Source organism: Actinoallomurus sp. CA-142502, assembly GCF_050936355.1.
Classification (GTDB): domain Bacteria; phylum Actinomycetota; class Actinomycetes; order Streptosporangiales; family Streptosporangiaceae; genus Actinoallomurus; species Actinoallomurus iriomotensis.
In genome coordinates, this window is the sequence record NZ_JBNJMY010000001.1 from 7,709,937 (window position 1) to 7,728,456 (window position 18,520).

11 protein-coding genes and 1 pseudogene are annotated in these 18,520 nt (G+C 67.2%); 8 read left to right on the forward strand and 4 right to left on the reverse strand.

The genetic code is table 11. The features are described 5' to 3' along the window. Positions 1-8: 8 nt before the first annotated feature. Positions 9-4,283 (reverse strand): LamG domain-containing protein, encoded by a 4,275-nt coding sequence (locus ACQEV1_RS36115; RefSeq protein ID WP_433400197.1) that lies wholly within the window; start codon positions 4,281-4,283, stop codon positions 9-11. Between the two features lie 333 nt (positions 4,284-4,616). Between ACQEV1_RS36115 and ACQEV1_RS36120 the strand changes: the two genes are divergently transcribed. Beyond that, a complete protein-coding gene (locus tag ACQEV1_RS36120) occupies positions 4,617-6,419 on the forward strand; it encodes an alpha/beta fold hydrolase (protein ID WP_433400200.1) in 1,803 nt (600 codons plus the stop codon). 355 nt (positions 6,420-6,774) lie between these two features. On the opposite strand, the pseudogene ACQEV1_RS36125 reads toward ACQEV1_RS36120, so the two are convergent. Further along, positions 6,775-8,058 (reverse strand): annotated as a pseudogene (locus ACQEV1_RS36125) (IS256 family transposase). 688 nt (positions 8,059-8,746) lie between these two features. On the opposite strand from ACQEV1_RS36125, the gene ACQEV1_RS36130 reads away from it, so the two are divergent. Beyond that, positions 8,747-9,979 (forward strand): MFS transporter, encoded by a 1,233-nt coding sequence (locus tag ACQEV1_RS36130; RefSeq protein WP_433400203.1) that lies wholly within the window; start codon positions 8,747-8,749, stop codon positions 9,977-9,979. A 94-nt stretch (positions 9,980-10,073) separates the two neighbouring features. Continuing rightward, positions 10,074-11,420 carry a B12-binding domain-containing radical SAM protein gene (locus ACQEV1_RS36135; RefSeq protein WP_285632538.1) on the forward strand — a complete coding sequence of 449 codons (1,347 nt, stop codon included), beginning with the start codon at positions 10,074-10,076 and terminating at the stop codon, positions 11,418-11,420. A 24-nt stretch (positions 11,421-11,444) separates the two neighbouring features. Here ACQEV1_RS36135 and ACQEV1_RS36140 read toward each other — a convergent pair whose 3' ends face one another. Together ACQEV1_RS36140 and ACQEV1_RS36145 are read right to left on the reverse strand one after the other, a co-directional pair. Next, on the reverse strand, positions 11,445-11,807 hold the full coding sequence (locus ACQEV1_RS36140; protein WP_285632537.1) for a hypothetical protein: 363 nt from the start codon (positions 11,805-11,807) through the stop codon (positions 11,445-11,447). Positions 11,808-11,843: 36 nt separating this feature from the next. Beyond that, positions 11,844-12,554, reverse strand: coding sequence for an HD domain-containing protein (locus ACQEV1_RS36145; protein ID WP_433400207.1), 711 nt, complete (start codon positions 12,552-12,554; stop codon positions 11,844-11,846). A gap of 200 nt (positions 12,555-12,754) precedes the next feature. Here ACQEV1_RS36145 and ACQEV1_RS36150 point away from each other — a divergent pair, with 200 nt between their 5' ends. From ACQEV1_RS36150 to ACQEV1_RS36170, 5 genes are read left to right on the forward strand one after another with little or no spacing between them, the layout of a single operon-like run. Continuing rightward, on the forward strand, positions 12,755-13,072 hold the full coding sequence (locus ACQEV1_RS36150; RefSeq protein ID WP_285632535.1) for a hypothetical protein: 318 nt from the start codon (positions 12,755-12,757) through the stop codon (positions 13,070-13,072). A 12-nt stretch (positions 13,073-13,084) separates the two neighbouring features. After that, entirely contained in the window at positions 13,085-13,474 is a 390-nt protein-coding gene (locus tag ACQEV1_RS36155) for a YbaB/EbfC family nucleoid-associated protein (protein ID WP_285632534.1), read from the forward strand. A gap of 55 nt (positions 13,475-13,529) precedes the next feature. After that, on the forward strand, positions 13,530-16,949 hold the full coding sequence (locus ACQEV1_RS36160; protein WP_433400211.1) for a hypothetical protein: 3,420 nt from the start codon (positions 13,530-13,532) through the stop codon (positions 16,947-16,949). After that, complete coding sequence (locus tag ACQEV1_RS36165; protein WP_285632532.1) at positions 16,942-18,021, forward strand: PQQ-binding-like beta-propeller repeat protein; 1,080 nt, start codon at positions 16,942-16,944, stop codon at positions 18,019-18,021. The genes ACQEV1_RS36160 and ACQEV1_RS36165 overlap by 8 nt, the downstream gene beginning before the upstream one ends. After that, positions 18,018-18,281, forward strand: a complete 264-nt coding sequence (locus ACQEV1_RS36170) for a hypothetical protein (protein ID WP_433406205.1) — start codon at positions 18,018-18,020, stop codon at positions 18,279-18,281. Before ACQEV1_RS36165 ends, ACQEV1_RS36170 begins: the two co-directional genes overlap by 4 nt. Positions 18,282-18,520: the final 239 nt, after the last annotated feature.

The following is an 18,520-nucleotide window of genomic DNA, read 5'->3' on the forward strand; positions in this document are numbered from 1 at the left end:
CGGATGACTCACAGGTCATTGGTCGGGTATTCCAGGCCGCCGGATAGTTTCGCGAGTTGGTCTTCGTCGAGGACTCCGTTGAAGGCCCACACGTCATCGATGACGCCTGGCCAGTACTCGCCGTAAGTACTGTCGGTTTTGGTACGGCCGATCTGGAAGGCCTTCATCGCGTTGAACGCCAAGGTGTTCGCGCGGTAGGACACGACACCGTCTGCGGTCTCGGTCAGATCCCCGTTGACGTACAGCCGCATCGTGTCGGAGAAGGCGTCATAGACGATGGCCACGTGGTCCCAGCCGCTGCCATCGGACTGGAAGCTGTTGCTGTCGGCCAACTGATGCGTCACACCAGCGCTGGTGTCCTTGTCCGGCATATCGATCTGATAGCCGCCCGCTGCCGGGTCGGTGCTGTCGGGGTGGTAGCGGAGGGTGAAACCGCTGTTGACGGTGCCTTCTTGGCTGAAGACCGCCGCATCCCGGGTCGGCCGCCCCGCGGTCTCGACCCAGCCGCCCACGGTGAAACTCTGATCGGTACGGACCACTGGGCCTGCGGTGGCGGCATAGTCGCCATCACCATCGAGCACTAGGCCGCCTGGCGGACTACCGATCAACCCCGCGCCCTGGTCGACGAAGGCGTTGCCGAACAGCGTGACGTGGTGGCCGTAGACGGTGTCGTCGGCGCTGGTGGTGACCGAGGTCGGTGCTCCTCCGGCGAGCTGGGCCGCTTCTGAATCGTTGATCGGCTGGTTGAAGACACGCACGTCGTCCAGCGCGCCGTTGAAGTAGCTGGTGTACGCGCCCTTGGACTTGAAGCGGCCCAGATCGAGCGGGCCGGTCGAGGCCCACGTGTTCGGCTGGTCGATGGTCTCCTGCAACTTCCCGTCCACGTACAGACGGATTTGCTGGGCATCCGCGTCATAGACACCGGCCAGATGCGTCCAGGAGTTCAGCGTCGGTGGTTGCGTGGACTGGGCCCGGATGTAGGTGGGGGTGTCGGAGTCGGGGGTCTGCATGTTGAAGATCCACCGGTCGTAGTTGCTGGAGTAATAGAGGGCGAACGCCGACCCCTCGCTGCCCTCCTGGCTCACCACGATCGGTGTCGCGGACTTGGCGGTCATTTTCGCCCAAGCGGAGACACTGAAGCTCTTGGTGGTGTCGACGACCGGCCCTGAGGTCGCCAGATATCCCGTCGAGCCGTTCAGCTGGACCGCCTTGCCGGCCTTGCCCGTGGTGCCGAAGGTGACCCCGCCATGGGCGCCCGCAGGGTAGGTACCCATCGTGTCCTCGGCGCGGGCCGCGCCCGCCGCCTCGTCCAGCTTCCAGTACGCCGTCGCCGGGCGAACGGCCGCAGCTGCGTCATTCAGCTTCCATCGGGCACCTACGACCGGCCGCTGGGTGGCCAGAACTCGCGCTTCTTCACCGGTGACGACCCGGTCGAAGATCCGTACGTCGTCGACGTCGCCGGAGAAGAAGCTGCCCGGCACGGCGCCGTAGGAGCCCGCACCGATCTGTAGGCCACCGGTGGCGTTCCAGGGTGTGGTGTAGGCGACGGTCTGGGCGAGCGTGCCGTTGACGTAGAGGCTGAGGGTCTTGGCGACCGCGTCGTAGACCCCAAGCAGGTGCGACCACTCCCCTCCTTGGGGAGCTGTCGACGGGATGGCGCGCACGACCGCCGCGTCGGCGGTGTCGCTGGCGTACCGGTTGAACGCCCAGCGGTCCAGCGCCGAGGAGTAGTACAGCTCGAACCCGCTCTTCTGCGCACCTGCCTGAGTGGCGATGATGCCCGCGTGGTCGGGTTTGGTCGCCGTCAGCCGCGCCCACGCCGAGACCGCGAAGCTCTTGGTCGTGTCCAGGAGCGGGCTGGAGGTGGCGGCGTATCCATCCGTGCCGTTCAGTTCCATGCCGGTCTTGGTGATCCCGTCGACGCCGAGGGTCACACCACCGTGAATATCCGCCGGATTACCGCCGCCTGTGTCCTTGACCTGGGTCGAGTCGCGCGGCTCGTCGAGTGCGTAGGTCGCTTTAGCGTCCGCGCCGGCCTTGACCCGGAAGTAGTAGGTCGCTGTCGCGCTGGCGTTCCCGCTGGCGTCAATCGCCTTGACGCTCAGCCAGTTCGGGCCCGCGGCCTCGGGCATCACGTCGATGGTGACCGGCGCACCCGCCGTCGTGACGGTCTCGTGTGCGGACGAGGGGTCTGCGTTGACACCCCACTGGTACTTCGTCACGTCCGAATCGGCGGGTGTCAGGGTGAATTTGCCGTAGCGGCCCACCCCGTCGTACCACGGATCGTTCTCATCGTCGGGATTGGATTCGGGGTATCCGTCGGTGGCGTTGGAGGTGATCGTCGGGGCGGCCGGAACGGTGTGGTCATAGAGGAAGTAGCAGCCGGTGGCGTTCCCCGCATAACTCCACGGACTGTAACTCGTGCCGTCATACGCACGCACGTGCCACTCGACGACCGTGTTCTCCGGAATGGTCGACGGCAGCGTCATCGTGAACGTCGAGCCGCTCGCTTTGGCACTGGTCAGGGCCGATGTCCATCGTTGGGCCCAGCCGGTTCCGTCGTCCCAGGCCGCTTGGAACTGGCCACGGACCTTGTTGGCGTCCTCAGTGTCCGGGTCGGTCAGTACCGCATAGGCCTTGGGCGGCATGTTCACCTTGGCGGGGCTGCTCGGGCCCTTGCACGCGCCACCCGGTGAGGACGTCAGGTTGCTCATCTTCGGCTGCGGGGGCGGGGTGTTGTAGTGCACCCGCAGGTAGGCGTCGTCGGCGAAGCGCTTCCAGGCGAGCTGGGAGTCCTCGGTCGCCGCCTTCAGCCCGAGGGTCAAGGTGGACCAGCCACCGGCGGCCGCCTCCTTCATCCCCTGGGTCGCATCCAAGATCACATCGCCGGCCGGGCAGCCGGAATAGCCCTTGGCGGTGTCCTGGGAGTCCAGATGCTCCAGCCAGTTATCGCTGGTGGAATCCCAGGTCGAGGACGTGCCGAAGGCCTTGGTCTTCCACAGCTGAACGGTGCGCGTCTCACAACTCGGCGCGAAGGTCTCTTTGACCTGGAATTCGGCCGACAGGATCGTCTTGCCACCGAAGCCACTGGTCGGCATCCGGTAGAACAACCGCTTTATGTGGTGGGACCCACACGAGGTGGTGTAGTCGTACGGGCAGTAGCCCATGCCCTCGTCGTCTTTGAAGTCATAGTCTTTCCAGCCGCCGCTGGAGACCATCAGCCAGGCCGAGTCCTTCACCGTCTTGTAGACCGGGTCGATGTAGACAGGGAACGTGGTGTCCGGGTCGGCCAGCATCGTCTGGTCCGGCGTCAACGTCACCGCGTTCGACGAGACCTGCACGTCGATCGGCGCACGGTGGGAGGACCCTTCGTCCCCGTCCGCCAGGTCACCGGCTGCCGCGGCCATCGACTTGGTGGCCTTCGCGGCGGCCGCTCCGGTGGCCGAGTCCCACATCATCGGCTGGGGCGCCTCGAACACCACACCGCCGCCGCCGGCATCGGTCGCCTTCAGACCGCCGGCCTCATCCTCGGCCAGGCTCACCCCGGCCGCGCTGGTAGTGAACTTCAGCTGAGCGAGCTTGGGGTCCTGGGCGGCTTCGCGGGTCTTGACGACCAAGACGTCGGAGAAGCCGTCGCTGTCGGCGTTCAGTTGCAGGTCCACGCCGTCAATGACGTCCTTGTACGTCGCGGTCGCGCCCGACAGCTCCGGCGCGGGCAGGGCGCCGGGCCAGGAGAAGGACAGTTTCCGGCCGGCCTTGATCATCGTGGCCATCGGGCCGGTGCCGCCGCCGGAGAACGTCAGGTCCACGGTCGAGGCGGCCGGGCTCACCGTGCCGTCGTCGTGCTTGTGCAGGGTCGCATCGATGTCGACCCACTTGCCGCCCTGCCGGGTGCGGACCGGACGCAAATGTTCGACCGCCTCGAACGTGCCGTCCGGCTGGGCGTACACCTCTCGGGTCTCCCCCCGCAGGGACCCGACCTCGACCGGCTCATCAGTGGAGCGTGCCTGCTTCAGCGCCGCCGACTCCCCCGCCCGTACGGACGGATCGCCAGACCCGGAAGCGGCCTGCGCCGGAGCGGTGGAGGCGATCGTGGACGTCAGCGCTGCGGCGAGTGCCGTGGCGACCAGGCCGGCCCGCAGCCTGCGAAACGGTCTCCCGCCGGGACGGTACGAGCCATCGGGACGACGCCAGCGGGTCACGTCCGCCTCCACAGAAGGTAAGCCAGAGGTAAACAAACGGACGGAACGTAACAAGCCGCGCGAATCCCGTACAGAGCTCAACCTGCCGCAACCTGGGCTGGGTGGCCAAAGGAAGTCACAGGGGTGCGTAAACCGGACAGGCATCCCAGACGTCTCCTCTTAATACGCCTTTCCATACCAGAGTTGGCATGTGTCGCGACCTGCGGTGATCGCATAATGCGCCGTCGCGATGCCCACCGACCCCGACCGCAGCACCCCAACCTCATGCACTGACGCGCAAGATTGTTATCAGTTCCCGCACCTCTTGTGAGTTGGGTCACGTTGCCGAAGGTCATGTTGCCTGTCACGATCTTGCGATTCTTACCTCCGGTACGCCGGGTGATCGCGCGTACGACGGTCCAAAGGGGATGTCACATGCGCAGATGGTTGACCCGGCCTGGGCTGGTCCTGCTCGCCGTCGCGACCGCGGTCGCGGCCGTCACCTCCGGGTCGCATGCGGCCACTCGGCATGAGGCGACCTACGCCTATGGCAGCGCCACCCGCCAGGGCATCGACGCCTACTGGTACGACTCCAGCACTCCGCTGCCCGCGCTGCTGATCCTGCACGGCGGCTACTTCAACTCCGGCAGCAAAGCCGACTGGGCGAGCACGGCCCGCTACTTCGCCGACCACGGCTTCGCGGTCTTCTCCGCCGACTACCGCTACAACACCGATGCGGCCTGGCCCGGTCCCCGCGACGACGCCCTCGCCGCCGTCGCATGGATCAAAAGCCACGCGGGCGACTTCGACGCCGATCCCGCCCACGTCGCCGTCCTCGGCTCCCAAGCCGGCGGGCACCTGGCCACCAGCCTGGCCACCTACGGCGCCGGCCGCGACCAAGTCGACGCCGCCGTCGGCCTGTCCCCCATCAACTCCCCCTACCGCGCCTGGACCCAAGCCCCCACCACCAGCGCCACCGCCACCCGCCGCAAAATCCGCGACGAAACCGTCATCCTGAACCGCTGCTACCCCGACTCCGCCGACACCGACTGCTGGAACCGCTGGAGTGATTCGGTCGCCAAAACCCACGCCTCCGGCGCCGACGACGCCCCCATGTACCTGGTGCACTCCAGCGGCGATCCGGTCCCGGCCGCGCACTCCACCGACCTACGCGACGCCGAAACCGCCAAAGGCGCCAACCCCGCCGACATCACCGTCGACGTCACCTCCGGCAGCGACTCCGGCGGCCCCCTCCTGACCACCACCCTCAAAAACGCCCTCGTCACCTGGCTCAAAGCCCGCACCCACACCACTGCACCGCCCCCACAGGACACCGGCAATCCGCCCCCGCAGGACACACCGACCCCGCGGACCACGGCCCGCCCGATCACCACGGCCCCGTACAAGGATGACCCGGTCCCTCCACCACCCGCCGGTGAGAACCCCCTACGCTCGGCCGCCGTCACCGTGACCACGGGCACCTACTCCTACGGCACCGATCCCAAGCAACAACTCGACGCCTACTACATCCCGGGCAAGAAACAGCCCGCCCTGGTCATCATCCACGGGGGCTACTGGTACGAAGACGACAAATCCAGCTGGGTCGCCACCAGCCAGTGGTACGCCCAACGCGGCTACGCCGTCTTCTCCATCAACTACCGCCTCAACGCCCAAACCGGCTGGACCGCCCAACGCACCGACGCGCTCAACGCCATCGCCTGGGTCAAAGCACACGCCACCCAGTTCAGCACCGACCCGAACCGGGTCCTGCTGCTCGGCTCCTCCGCCGGCGGACAAATCGCCACCGCCGTCGGCACCTACGGCACCGGCACCAAATACGTCCGCGGCGTCGTCGCCCTCTCCCCCGTCGCCTCCCCCTACCGCGCCTACACCGACGGCCAAAAATCCGGAGCCAGCACCTCGAAGCAGAAACTCCGCGACAACTCCACCCTGCTCGCCCGCTGCTACCCCACCAAAACCGACACCACCTGCTGGAACCGCTGGACCGACGCCGTCGTAAAAACCCACGCCTCAACCGGCGACGCCCCCATGTACCTCCTCCACTCCCAAGGCGACTTCGTACCCTCAACCCACTCGTCCGACCTGTGCACCGCGCTGAAGGCTAAGAGCGTCTCCTGCACCCTCACCGTCGTCACCGGCAGCGGCCACGCCAGCGCCATCCTCAAAATCGACGGCATCCACACCAAAATCCTCAACTGGCTCCAAGCCCACGACTAACCGGTCTGGTTACCAGCGCATAGCCCTCCATAAGTCGCTATCTCGAATGCTAAGGACGCCTGCGGATTGGTAGCCACGCTGACCGTCATCTTCGTAGAGACAGCGGTCAGCCGAGGCGACGAGGCCGACAACGCGTCACCTGACAGGCGACCACGGCCGAACCCAGCTCCGTTTCCTGGGCCACGGCGAAAGGCTGAACCTGCGATGGGGCAGAACGGCGCTGGCTTCCTACTGTCCACACCCCCAGATCCAGTCCGGCGTAGGTCGCATCGTGCCCGCTACCGGCCTCGTCGGATGGCGTGACGAGGTGCGGCAGGGGGTCTGTCCAACGTTCGGTGTAACTCGGGTTGTGGGGTTACTTGCGTCCGGCGGCCAGGCGGCCGTCGAAGGGGATCTCGAATGCGTTGAGGGCTGGTTTCCAGCGCATGGTCCAGCGTTTTCGTCCGGCGCCGGTGGGGTCCAGGCTCATCACGGCCATATAGACGCACTTGAGGGCGGCTTGTTCGTTGGGGAAGTGGCCGCGGGCCTTGACCGCCCGGCGGATGCGGGCGTTGACCGACTCGATCGCGTTGGTGGAGCAGATGATCCGGCGGATTTCGGGGTCGAAGGCCAAGAACGGGGTGAACTCGGCCCAGGCGCGCTCCCATAGCCGGATGATCGCCGGATACTTGGTCCCCCAGGCCTCGGTGAACTCGGCGAACCGTTCTTTGGCGGCGGCTTCGGTCACAGCGGTGTAGACAGGTTTGAGGGCTTTGGCGATCGCGTCCCAGTGCCGGCGCCCGGCATAGCGGAAGCTGTTGCGCAGCAGGTGCACGATGCAGGTCTGGGTGATCGCGGCCGGCCACACCGCCCCGCTCGCATCCGGCAGCCCGGTCAGGCCGTCGCAGACGACCATGCACACATCGGCGACGCCACGGTTTTGATCTCGGTCAGGACGTGGAGCCAGTACTTGGCGCCTTCACCTCCATCACCGGCCCACAGTCCGAGGATGTCGCGGTGGCCTTCACAGGTGACCGCCAGGGCCAGGTAGATCGGACGGTTGGCGACCTGGCCGTCACGGATCTTCACGTGAACGGCATCGATGAAGATCACCGGATAGACGAGGTCGACAGCCCGGTTCTGCCATGCGGTCATGCCCTCGATCACCTTGTCGGTGATCGCCCGTGATCGTCTGCCGGCAGACCTCGCCTCCATAGACCTCGGCCAGGTGCGCGGCGATGTCCCCGATGGTCAGGCCCTTGGCGGCCAAAGAGATCACCATCTCATCCACCCCGGTCAGGCGTTTTTGCCGCTTGGCCACGATCTTCGGCTCGAACGAACCATTGCGGTCTCACGGCACCTGCAGCTCGACCGGACCGACGTCGGTCAGCACGGTCTTAGACCGGGTCCCGTCCCGGGAGTTACCGGTGTTCCGGCCGGCCGGGTCATGTTCGTCATAGCCGAGATGGTCGGTGATCTCACCCTCCAGCGCGGACTCCAGCAGCCGTTTGGTCCCCTGCTGCAACAACCCGCCCTCGCCGGTCAGCTGCAGCCCCTCGGCCTTGGCCCTGCCGACCAGCTCATCAACCAGCTGCTGATCCACCGGCCCGGCCGACACCGCATCCGCGGTCTCCGGCTCGGTCACGTTGTCACTGCTCATCGGTGCATCTTCCATGATCGGGAGCTACACCGAACGTCTTACAATCCCAAACTCGCCACGGTCGGTCCTGACCCGAGGGGCGCCGAGTCGATACCGGCCTTCTTCAGATCGCCCACACTGTTGTCCGTAAATTGGATACGACTCCAGAAGTATTCGTACCTCAAATCCATCTCCGAAACTGGCGCCAGGTCGATGCGCAGACCAGACTTCCAAAGCGGCTCGGCTCGCCGACCGCCGGCCGAGGCGCGATCTGTTGGTGCTGGTCGATCTCTGTCGCGCCACGCTCACCGCGCTGATGGCCGTCCCGGATGCCGCTGCCGTTGGTCGCCGCACTGCTCGCGGCGGTGACGCTGTCCAGTGGACCGCACACGGCCGCGTTCCTGGCCTCGCGGGGCGGATGTGCTGCCGGGCGAGAGGTAACCGGTCGGCCAGGCGCTGCGCACGGCGACCGACCAGTCGACGCGGATCGCCGGCTTCGGGCTCGGCGGAGCGGCGGTCGCGCTGCTCGGCCCGGAGACGGGACTGGCCATCAACGCGGCTACGTTCGCCGCGTCCGCAGTGATCACAGGGTTCGGTCTGCACCGACGTCTAACACTGTCGGACGTTGTTGACACTCGGGGTCACCGATGATTTGGTCCTGGGCCGCCCGATTTGCTACTGGTCGCTCTGACTGCTGATCATGGCGGACATGTTCCTTGAACCGTATCGGCGAGTGCTGGCGATCCCAGGGACCAAGGCGTTGCTGCTGGTCGGTGTGATCGGTCGAATTCCGATAATCGCTGTTTCACTGACTCTGACCCTGTACGTGGTCGGCGACCTGCGATTGGGCTTCTTATCGGCGGGCCTGGTCGGCGCGGCGGCAACCGCCGGGCAGGCGGCAGGTGCTCCGTTCGCCGGACGGTTCGTGGACCGGTACGGCATCCGTCCGGTCGTTGCGGTCACCACGTGCGTTCAGCTGGTCTTCTGGCTTTCGGCCGGATCTCTCCCGTACGAGGCGCTGCTCGCCGGCGCCTTCGTCGACGGAATGCTGATGCTGCCGGTGTTCAGCATCATCCGCCAATGCTTGGCGGTGGTGGTACCGGCGGAAGGGCGCCGCACCGCCTTCACGCTCGACTCGATGCTCGTCGAGGTGAGCGCCATGGTCGGGCCGGCCGTCGCCGTAGCCGCCACCACCGCGATCGGTGGCAGCGCGACGATGGCGCTGGTCGGCATGGGTATGACCGGATCCGGAGTGGCCCTGTTCGTGGTGGACCCACCGACACGAGCCGGACACGGTTCGAGAACGGACTGGACCGCGCCTCCCCGTCGGCAGTGGATGACTCCAGCGCTGTTCGCCCTGCTCGCGGTCGCGTTCGCAGTCGCCTTCATGCTGACCGCGATTCAGCTCGACATCGTCGCGGCGATCAAGGCCGACGCGGCCACTCGATGGACCGGTCTGGTCATCGCACTGTTCGGCCTGTCATCCCTGGCGGGCGGATTCGCCTACGGGGCGCTGCCCCGTGCGCTCTCGCCCCTGCTCCTGACCGGATGCATGGCCGCGCTCACCGCGCCGGTCGGGCTGGTCGGTTCCTGGCAACTGCTCACCCTGGCTCTCATCCCGGCCGGATTCCTCGGCGCCCCTGCCATGACCGCCACCATTGACGCCCTCAGCCAACGCGTGCCCGCCGCCGCTCGCGGCGAGGCCGTCGGCCTGCACAGCACCGCGCTCACACTCGGCTTGGCCGCCGCAGGGCCGATCACGGGTTACCTGATCGACGGCTGGGGCACTCACTGGTCGCTTGCCGTCACCGGTCTTTCGTGTCTTCTTCTCATGATGTTGAGCCTTCCGCTCTGGCGACGCTCGAAGGCTGTTGAGACCGGGGTGGAGCGCGACCGATTCGGCAGTGCCGACGAGTCGTCTGAAGCCATTGGTATCAGCTGACCCATCCGCACCAAGGACATCAAACTGGACGGTTACTTCACATCTGCCAGAAAAGTCTTGTAGTTCCTCGGTTGCTTGTTTAGCATCGCCGTCAATGCTCCGGATCGCCACACGGAAGGGAGTCTACGTGAACGTCGTATTACTCTATCCCGAGGTATACGATATGGCGCGGTTCAAGGAGAATCGCAAGGAGTTCCCACCCTTCGGCGTTCTTTATCTCGCAGCGGCGATTCGAGACGCCGGCCATCATGTCGAAATCCGGAAGGTGAACAAGAACGGCCCCGTGCACGACCTACGGGGCTTCGACGCCGTCGGCTTCAGCCTGTCATCGTCGGCCACGTACGGAATCATGCTGGCGGCCCGCGACACCGCGCTGATCGACGACGGTGCCCTGATCATGACCGGAGGGGTTCACGCGAATTTCTATCCGGAGGAAAGTCTGCGGGACTTCCGTGCCGACATCGTTTCGTACGGTGACGCCGACGAGGCCATCGTGGAGATCCTCGCGCACTGCCACGATCGGCGGTTCGAGTCGGTTCCCGGTGTGCTTTGGCTCGATGATGGAACGTTGCGACGGAATCCGCCGAAGCCGCCGTCGAAGGACATCAGTCATCTGCCGCTGCCCGCACGTGACCTCCTTGACGTGGAAGACTTCGTGGTCAACGACCGGCTGGGAGACTACGACATCCCCATGGCGCATGCGATGTTCAGCCGCGGATGTCCGTTCCCCTGCGCCTTCTGCGCGGCCGGAAGGACTCGGATCCAGTACCGCAACGGCGACAGCGCGCGCTACGAGCTCGAGCACCTCGTCTCCGAGTACGGCATCGGCGGGTTCGCCATCGTCGATGACAACTTCATCGTCAACAAACAGCGCGTCCGGGAGATCTGCCGCAGGATCGCCGATCTCGGTCTGCGCTGGACCGCGCTGTCCCGCGTCGACACCATCGACCCCGACCTCCTGCAAGAGATGGCCGCCTCGGGCTGTATCGAGGTGAAGTACGGGGTCGAGTCCGGCAGCGAGCGGCTCCTGAAGGCAATGAAGAAGCACACCACGCAAGAGCACATCACCAACGCCATCCAGTGGACGGTCGACGCCGGAATCGAACCGAAAACTTTCATCATCCATGGCTACCCGGGAGAGAATCTCGAGACGACCCGCGAGACCATCGATCTGCTGGACAAGTTGAGCGACAAGATAGCCCGCGTCTCCCTGTTCAGATTCGTCCCGCTACCCGGCACCTACGTGTACGACAATCCCCTGGAGTTCGGCGTCCGCGGCACTCATCGCGCTCCAGGCTGGGACGGTAACTGGGAGAAGTTCCAGATCCTTCACAACAACCGCCACTGGTGGGGCACTGACAGCGAGTTCGCCGAACTGGAGGCGGCCTACCTGGAGATCGAGACCTTCATCGAAGCAAGGTGGGGAAAGCAGACGGCCTGACTCCTCGCCGGACCGCCCTGCCCGCTACTCTCGGACGTCCTCTGCCTGGTCTCGCCCGTCCACCGTGTGCATCTTCGCGCGGAGTGCCGCACGAAAATCCACACCGGCGGCCTGCGCGAGTATCGCTGTACAGATCATGACGTCCGCGACCTCGCCCTCAAGGGCGGTCCGGCTGAACTCCTGCCCCTTGTCGCGCCTCTGCAGCTTGCTCCGGCCGAGTAGCTGCGCGTGCAGCTCCCCGACCTCTTCGACGAGCTTGGCGGCCTGCATGTAGATGAACAGGTCGCTGTGGATGTCGGCAGTCGACCTATCCGCGATCAGGCGCGTCTGGCGATGCGTCCACGCACTGAAATCGTCGAAAGACAGATCGTCCGGTCCGTCGGGCACCGGCCGATGTTAACAGAAGCCACGGACCCGTGGCCGCTACAATTCCGGCAGGTCCTCGAGCCGCCACTCGGCCACGAAGTCGTGCACGAACGCCTCGATCACCCGATGCCGTCTTTCGGCGAATGATCGACCGCTCTCGGTGTTCATCCGGTCCTTCAGGAGAAGCAGCTTCTCGTAGAAGTGGTTGATCGTGGAGCCGTCCCGGGCCAGGTACTCCGCCTCACTCGCATGCAGGTGAGGCGCCTGGTCGGGATCGAACATCGCCTCGCCTTTCACCGCCCCGTACGCGAACGCCCGGGCTATTCCGATCGCCCCCATGGCGTCCAGCCGATCAGCGTCCTGGACCACCATCCCCTCGATCGTGCGCATCCTGGAAACGCTGCCGGCGCCCGTGAACGACACATTGCGCACGACCTCGGCCACCGACCGGGCGCACGCCTCGCTCTCTCCCAGATCACGCAACAGGTCGTATGAGACCCGCGATCCCTCGTCCAGGTCGCCGCCGTTGAACTTGTAGTCGGACACGTCGTGCAGCAACGCCGCGAGCTCCGTGATGTACTCATCAGCGCCTTCTCGCCGCCCGAGCAGGAGTGCGAGCCCTCGGACTCGTTCAACGTGCCACCAGTCGTGGCCTGACGAATCAGAATGCAGGCGACTTCGAACGAACGCGGCGGTTCGCTCGATCACCTCTCCCCTGTCCAATACAACTCCCGCAGCCTGCTGGAATCGGACACTGACAATGCCCATTTTCGGACAGTCCGATGACCCTTGAAATTTTTTAGAAGCGTACAACGCGACTGACACGACACTGGTCCTCTAGGAATGGAGGGTCGGCCACCCCTACTATCAAACCTCTGACCGCTCTGCACATCGATACCATTGACGGGCCGAAAGTTGCCGCGCGGTGGTCACGACCCACACGTTCTCATGGGTTCGAGGGGCAGAACATGTTGAGGCTGATAGTGCTACGGGCCGGCGACGGCGCACAGGTCGGTGCCGCCAAGTCGCCCGACGCGGGGGCGCTGAGAGCGAGCTCACCGTACGTTCGGCAGATCGTCGAGCATGCGATCGGAGGACGGCTCGACGAGGAGGGCTTCGCCCGGCTCGCCGGCTGGGCCGACGGTGATATCCGCATCGTCGCGGACCAGGCGGACGACGTGCCGCCACCGATCGTGTTCGACACGCCGACTGGCCGGATCGAGGTGGCGTCGGACCCTACATCGGCAGAGGTCGAACTCCTCATGCGGACTCGCCGGCACCGGTGAGAAAGGCGGAGCGTGGACGAGGAACTGCGAGCGTCGCTGGAGGAAGCGGCTGAGACCCATCGGCGGCGCATGGCCGGACTCGGCCGCTTACGGGCCGAGTTGAAGGACCTGAGCGTCACGGCGCGTTCGCGTGACGGTCTGGTGCAGGTCCGCTTGGGTCCGGGCGGCCGGGTGCGCGACATCCGGTTCGAGCCGCAGGCGTACGAGCGGCTCAATCCCCAAAGACTCGCCGCCACGGTCATGGAGCTGATCGACAAGGCCGCTCGTGAAATCACCGAGCGAGAGAGGAAGGTCGTCGCCGAGCACATGCCGGATTCCCTGGCCGAGCGGCTCAGGCAGGCCGAGGACGATCTTTCCAAGTACTTCCCGACGGGACCGGCTGCCTCAGAAGAGAGGAAGTGAGGAAGTGGCCGGTTACACGGCTCGACCTCACACGTGGGTGATCGCCGGGCGGGGGATGTCCGATGCCTCGGACAAGCTGGCGAAAGCCGTAGACGCCCTGTGCGACGAGCAGGGCCAGGTGGGAGCGTGCTGGGGTACCGACCAGTTCGGACGGGCGTTCTTCGACGGGCAGGACGGGGCCACGGGATATCACGAGGTACGTGACCGCGTGCTGACCGAGCTGGAGACGATGGTCAACCTCGTACGCGCCACAGGGGAAAAACTCATCATCGCGGGCCGCACGTACCGGGTGGCCGAAGAGGCGAGCACCGTGGGTTCGGCGCTGCCGGCGCACGCGGCCGACAAGGGCGTCGCCGCGCAAGACCCCTACCATCTGCCGTCGCTCGCCAACACCCTGCCTGTCTCCGACCCTCCGCCCTCCGGCCTCACGTGGGCGATCGCCCTCCTCGAGCGAGTGTTCGAGATGGCGATCGGGGGATGCGAGTATCCCGACGGCAACGTTGGAGATCTGGCCCGGTTGCGCACCGCCTGGCAGGACGCAGCCAACTCGATCATCGAGGTGGCCAACGACGTCAACGGGCACAGCCGCACGGTCACCATGCACAACGCCGGCGACACGGCGAAGAATTACGCCTCGTTCGCGGCGGCGCTGGCCGGCGCCGGCGACGAGGGCGGCCTGATCTGGCTGGCCGTGGTGTGCGGGAGCATCGCGAACGCGGTGGATTTCCTGATCAGGCAGAAGAACGCGGGCAGAGACCAGTTCATCCGCTCCGCGGAGTTCGTCGCAGCGACGGTCATCGCCGGGTTGTTCCTGTCCTCGATTCTGGGTCCCGAGGCCGAGGGAGCGGCCATGGCGGCCGTCGAGGCCGAGGCACAGTCGCTCCGGGCCGTCCTGTTGTACCTGGCCAAGTCCGTCGGTACGGGGATGTGGTTCGGCGGCGGCCTGGATCTCATCGCGCAGGGCACTCGCATGGAGTACGGCCTCCAGGACGGCTTCAACGTCGGCGAATTCGTCAATGGCACGGTGGCGGGTGGTGTCGCCGGCGGCACCCTGGGGTGGATCGCCAGGGGCGACAACCCCTTCACCGCCAAACTGGCCGGCTGGATGTCGGCCGACGGCCCGAAGGGCTTCGGTGCCCGGCTGAGCATCAACTGGACGGCCGGCACCGGCGTCATGGCCGGTTCCGAGGCCATCGCGAACGACGGACACGTCGATCTCGGCCGTGACCTGGAGGCCGGGTTGGGCATGGCCCTGCTGGGCTCCTTCTCGCACGGAGGCGACTCCGGTCCCAGGCTCCCGAAGGTGGAACTGTCCGACGGCGGCGTCCCGGAGCCCACCCACGGCCGTACCCCTCCCGCCGACTCGGGAGGCGGACTCCCGCTCTCCGACACCGGCGTCGGTAAGGATATTGACGTTCAGCCGGTGAACCACGGGTCACAACCCGGGGCCGCGACCGGGCCCGAGACGAGTACCGATCCAGGGACCGCGACCGGCGCGACCGAGCCACAGACCACGCCGTCCGCCGGTCCCACCCCGGAGCCACAGACCACGCCGTCCGCCGGTCCCACCCCGGAGCCACAGACCACGCTGTCCGCCGGTCCCACCCCGGAGCCACAGACCACGCTGTCCGCCGGCCCGGCCCCGGACCATGGTCCGGCCGCCCCCCACAGCGACCCGACGGTCTCCACCGCGGATCAGCCGCGGCACGTCACAGGCGAACCGCAGGTGCAGCCCCCCGCGGCGGGACCCCCGGCCGGTGAGGGAGTCGGCCCCGCGCCGCGCGGACCGGACGCCGGCGCTGGCCCGTCGAACCGCATCGCGAACATCCTCAACCCCTCAGCAGCCGGAGACACCAGGGCACCGCGGCCGAACGTCTCCTCCGCCGAGCCGCAAGCCCGCGTAGCGGACGTTCCGGGCACGGGCGGGCAGTCTTCCGTCGTCGGATCCGGCCGGCCCACCGAGCCGAGGCAACCGGCGCCGCAGGAACGGCCGGTCGCGCCGGACGACCGGGCGTCCGGTGCGGCACCCACGACGGGCGGCGGCCAGGCTCCCCCGGCGGCCGTGGGCGACGCGATCCTCGATCAGCCTCGGCCCGTCGGAGAGGCGACCCGCCACGAGCCGGCCCACCAGAGACGGGATGGAGTGTCCGACCCGTCGCATCCCGGCACGGACGGTGCCTCCCCGCTCCACGCACCGCTCAGCGACGCCGGAGCGCCGGCCGACGGGTCCGGCGCCGCCGCGGAGCAGGGAGCCGCCGCCCTGCGCAGCGAGTCTGGGCAGATCGACCCGCAGGCGCTACGAGACTGGGTGGACACGCTCCCCCGCCTGCCGGACATCACTCCGGACCTCCACATGACGCCCGACGGCGCCCTCAGCACGGCCGCGGGTCCGGGCGGCGTGTACGACGCGGTCCACGACACGGTGCGCGATTTCGGCGCCCGGTCCGTGGGCCTGCCCGCGGACCAGATCCAGCCACACCGGCTCGGCGGCGACGGACCCCAGGGAGCGTCGGGCGCTCCGGTGATCTTCATCGACCATGTGCCGGAGCCCGGCGTACGGGAACGGGTCGCGGTCACCAAGATCTTCCCTGACCTCGACGAGTTCGCCAAGGAGCTGTCCGGACTGCACGGCCTGCGTGATGGACGGTTCACGAAGTTCGACGTGCCGGAGACGCTCTCCGTCGGGATCGCCCGGCTCTCCGATGGATCGGAGGTCGGAATCGGGACGTTCTCACTGGCACGCGGAGACTCGCTGACCAACCTGATCCAGGCGGTACGGGACGCGCCACCGGGCGACCGCGCCGCGGCGTTCGCGACGGCGCACGAGGGAGTCGGCGAGATCGCCGGAGCCCTCGCCGAGCTCTATCGGCTGACCTTGCGGCCGGAGCGGTCGCCGTCACCTGCGTACCTGCAGTGGTACCTCGACACGCTGCGCGGGCAGGCCGACCTCATGCTCCAGCACCCAGAGGTCTTCGAGGCGCGACGGATCGACGTCGAGGGGCTCCACGCGTCCGTGCGACAGTCGATCGCCCAGTTGGAAAACGATCCCGGCGCGGCGTCCGCGCTGCACAACGACACCAATCCCGGCAACCTGTTCTATGACCCCGCGACCAAACGGGTCACGCTCATCGATGTCTCCCGGGCACACGAGTCGGTGGACGCCGCCGGAGAGGGCATCGGCGCTCCGGCCCACGACCTCGGCGAGCTCAAGGCGTCGCTGGAGGTCTTCTCCCGCATCCTCGACCTTCCCAGGGCGGAGAGCCATGCTTTATGGCAGCACTTCGAGCAGTCGTTCGCGCTGGCCGGCGGCCCGGGCATCCCGCCGGGTGCCGTACGCGCCTTCGAGACGTGCAGTGCCCTGCTCTTCGCGGGCCTGAACAGGCCTCTTCCGGCGGGCCTGCCGCGCGAGGTGGCGGAGGCCCAGCAGGCCGCCGCGGTGGACATTCTCCGGGAGTTGGGAGCGCAGGGTGGGTGACGTTTCGGTTCAATGGTCCGTGCCGCTACCGGACGGCCCCGACGGCACGCTGCTCGCGCTGCCCGAGGGCGGCTGCCTGGTCGCCGCTGGCGGATTCGTGGGGCTCGCGAGGCCGCCGGGCGAGTTCCGCGTCCTGGCCGAGGCGGAGACGATGGTGCGCAGCGCCCCGGTACTCCTGCCGGAGCGCCGGTTCGCCCGTGCCGAGGATGGGTTCGTGGTCGTCCGCGACCGTGAGACGGGCACCACCTGTGCGCGGTGGCGCGAGACGATCGTCACCGAACTCGCCACCGCACCGGACGGCGACCTCCTCTATGCGCGGTGGAGCAAGCAGGACGGCGACGAGCTGACCAAAGCGGCGGCGGACGGCACCGTACGCTGGCGGCGCTCCCTGACCGGGCGGGCCGGTGCCGCGCCCCTGGCCGTCAACGAGCTGATCGTCGCCGCCGACGGCGCCACTCTGCGGGCGTACGACGCGGAGGGCCGGGAAGGCTGGGTCGCGAGCCACGTGGGCTTCGGAACGCAGCCGCCGCCGACGCCGTACGACGAGGTGACCAGACCGCTCGCCGAGTTCGGCGACGACGTCGTCGTGGCAGAGCTCCGGTGGTCCGACGATGGGGGGATCCACCTGTTCGACCTGCGGGAGGAGACGGTACGACGGCTGGAGCCGCCGATCGCCGTCCACCATCCATCGACGGCTCTGCCCGGCCGCGGAGTCGTGGCGATGGGGCCGACGACGATCGCCGGCGACGGCACGACGACGCGGCGGGTCGTACTCCTCGACCCGTCCGGCCAGGTGTCGTGGACGCACGAGCTGACGGTCGAGCCACGGGCGCTCCTGGCCACGCCGTCCGGTGACGTCATCCTCGGCGCGAGTCCCGACCTCGACTACTGGGAGAAGTACCACCGCTGGTACACACTGTCGGCGGAATGCCTCCTGCGGTGCCTGGCCGGAGACTCGGGCGCGGAGCGCTGGACGTGGCGGCCCGGCGAGCCGCTCACGTACCAGCCGTCCGTCGACGCCGCGGGCACGGTGTTCGCCGCGGGTCGTGGCCGGTTGTGGGCTCTCGCGTGAGCCGGTGGCATCCCCCGGCGCTGCTCCGTACGGAGACACGGGTGCGGTGTGGCGCCTCGCGTGTCACCGTCGACCGCTCGCTGCCGGGCGAGATCGCCGCCTACGGCCGCGACATCTCCCACCACGCCTTCTACTGGGGCGCCGAACTCATGCTCATCACCACCGCCGAAGGGCGCATCCTCGCCCTCAACGCCGCGATCTGGCACAACCGGCTGATCAACGCACCCGTCAAGCGCGCCCTGATCGCCTACGACCATTGACCAACACACATATCCCATCAACGATCTAGGCGATCACCATCACCGACGCCCTGGATGCCGCACTGGCCGGCCACCGAAGCGACTGCCCACCGGCAGAGAAATGACCGTGTTCAAGACAGAACCACCCGCAAGTTCACGTGGTCGTTGTCGGCGGGACTGGCGGGTCTGTGTAGCCACGAGTCGCGAACTACCCCCAGAACGCATACTGGGCACTCCGGCAGCGTCGAGAATGCCCAGCT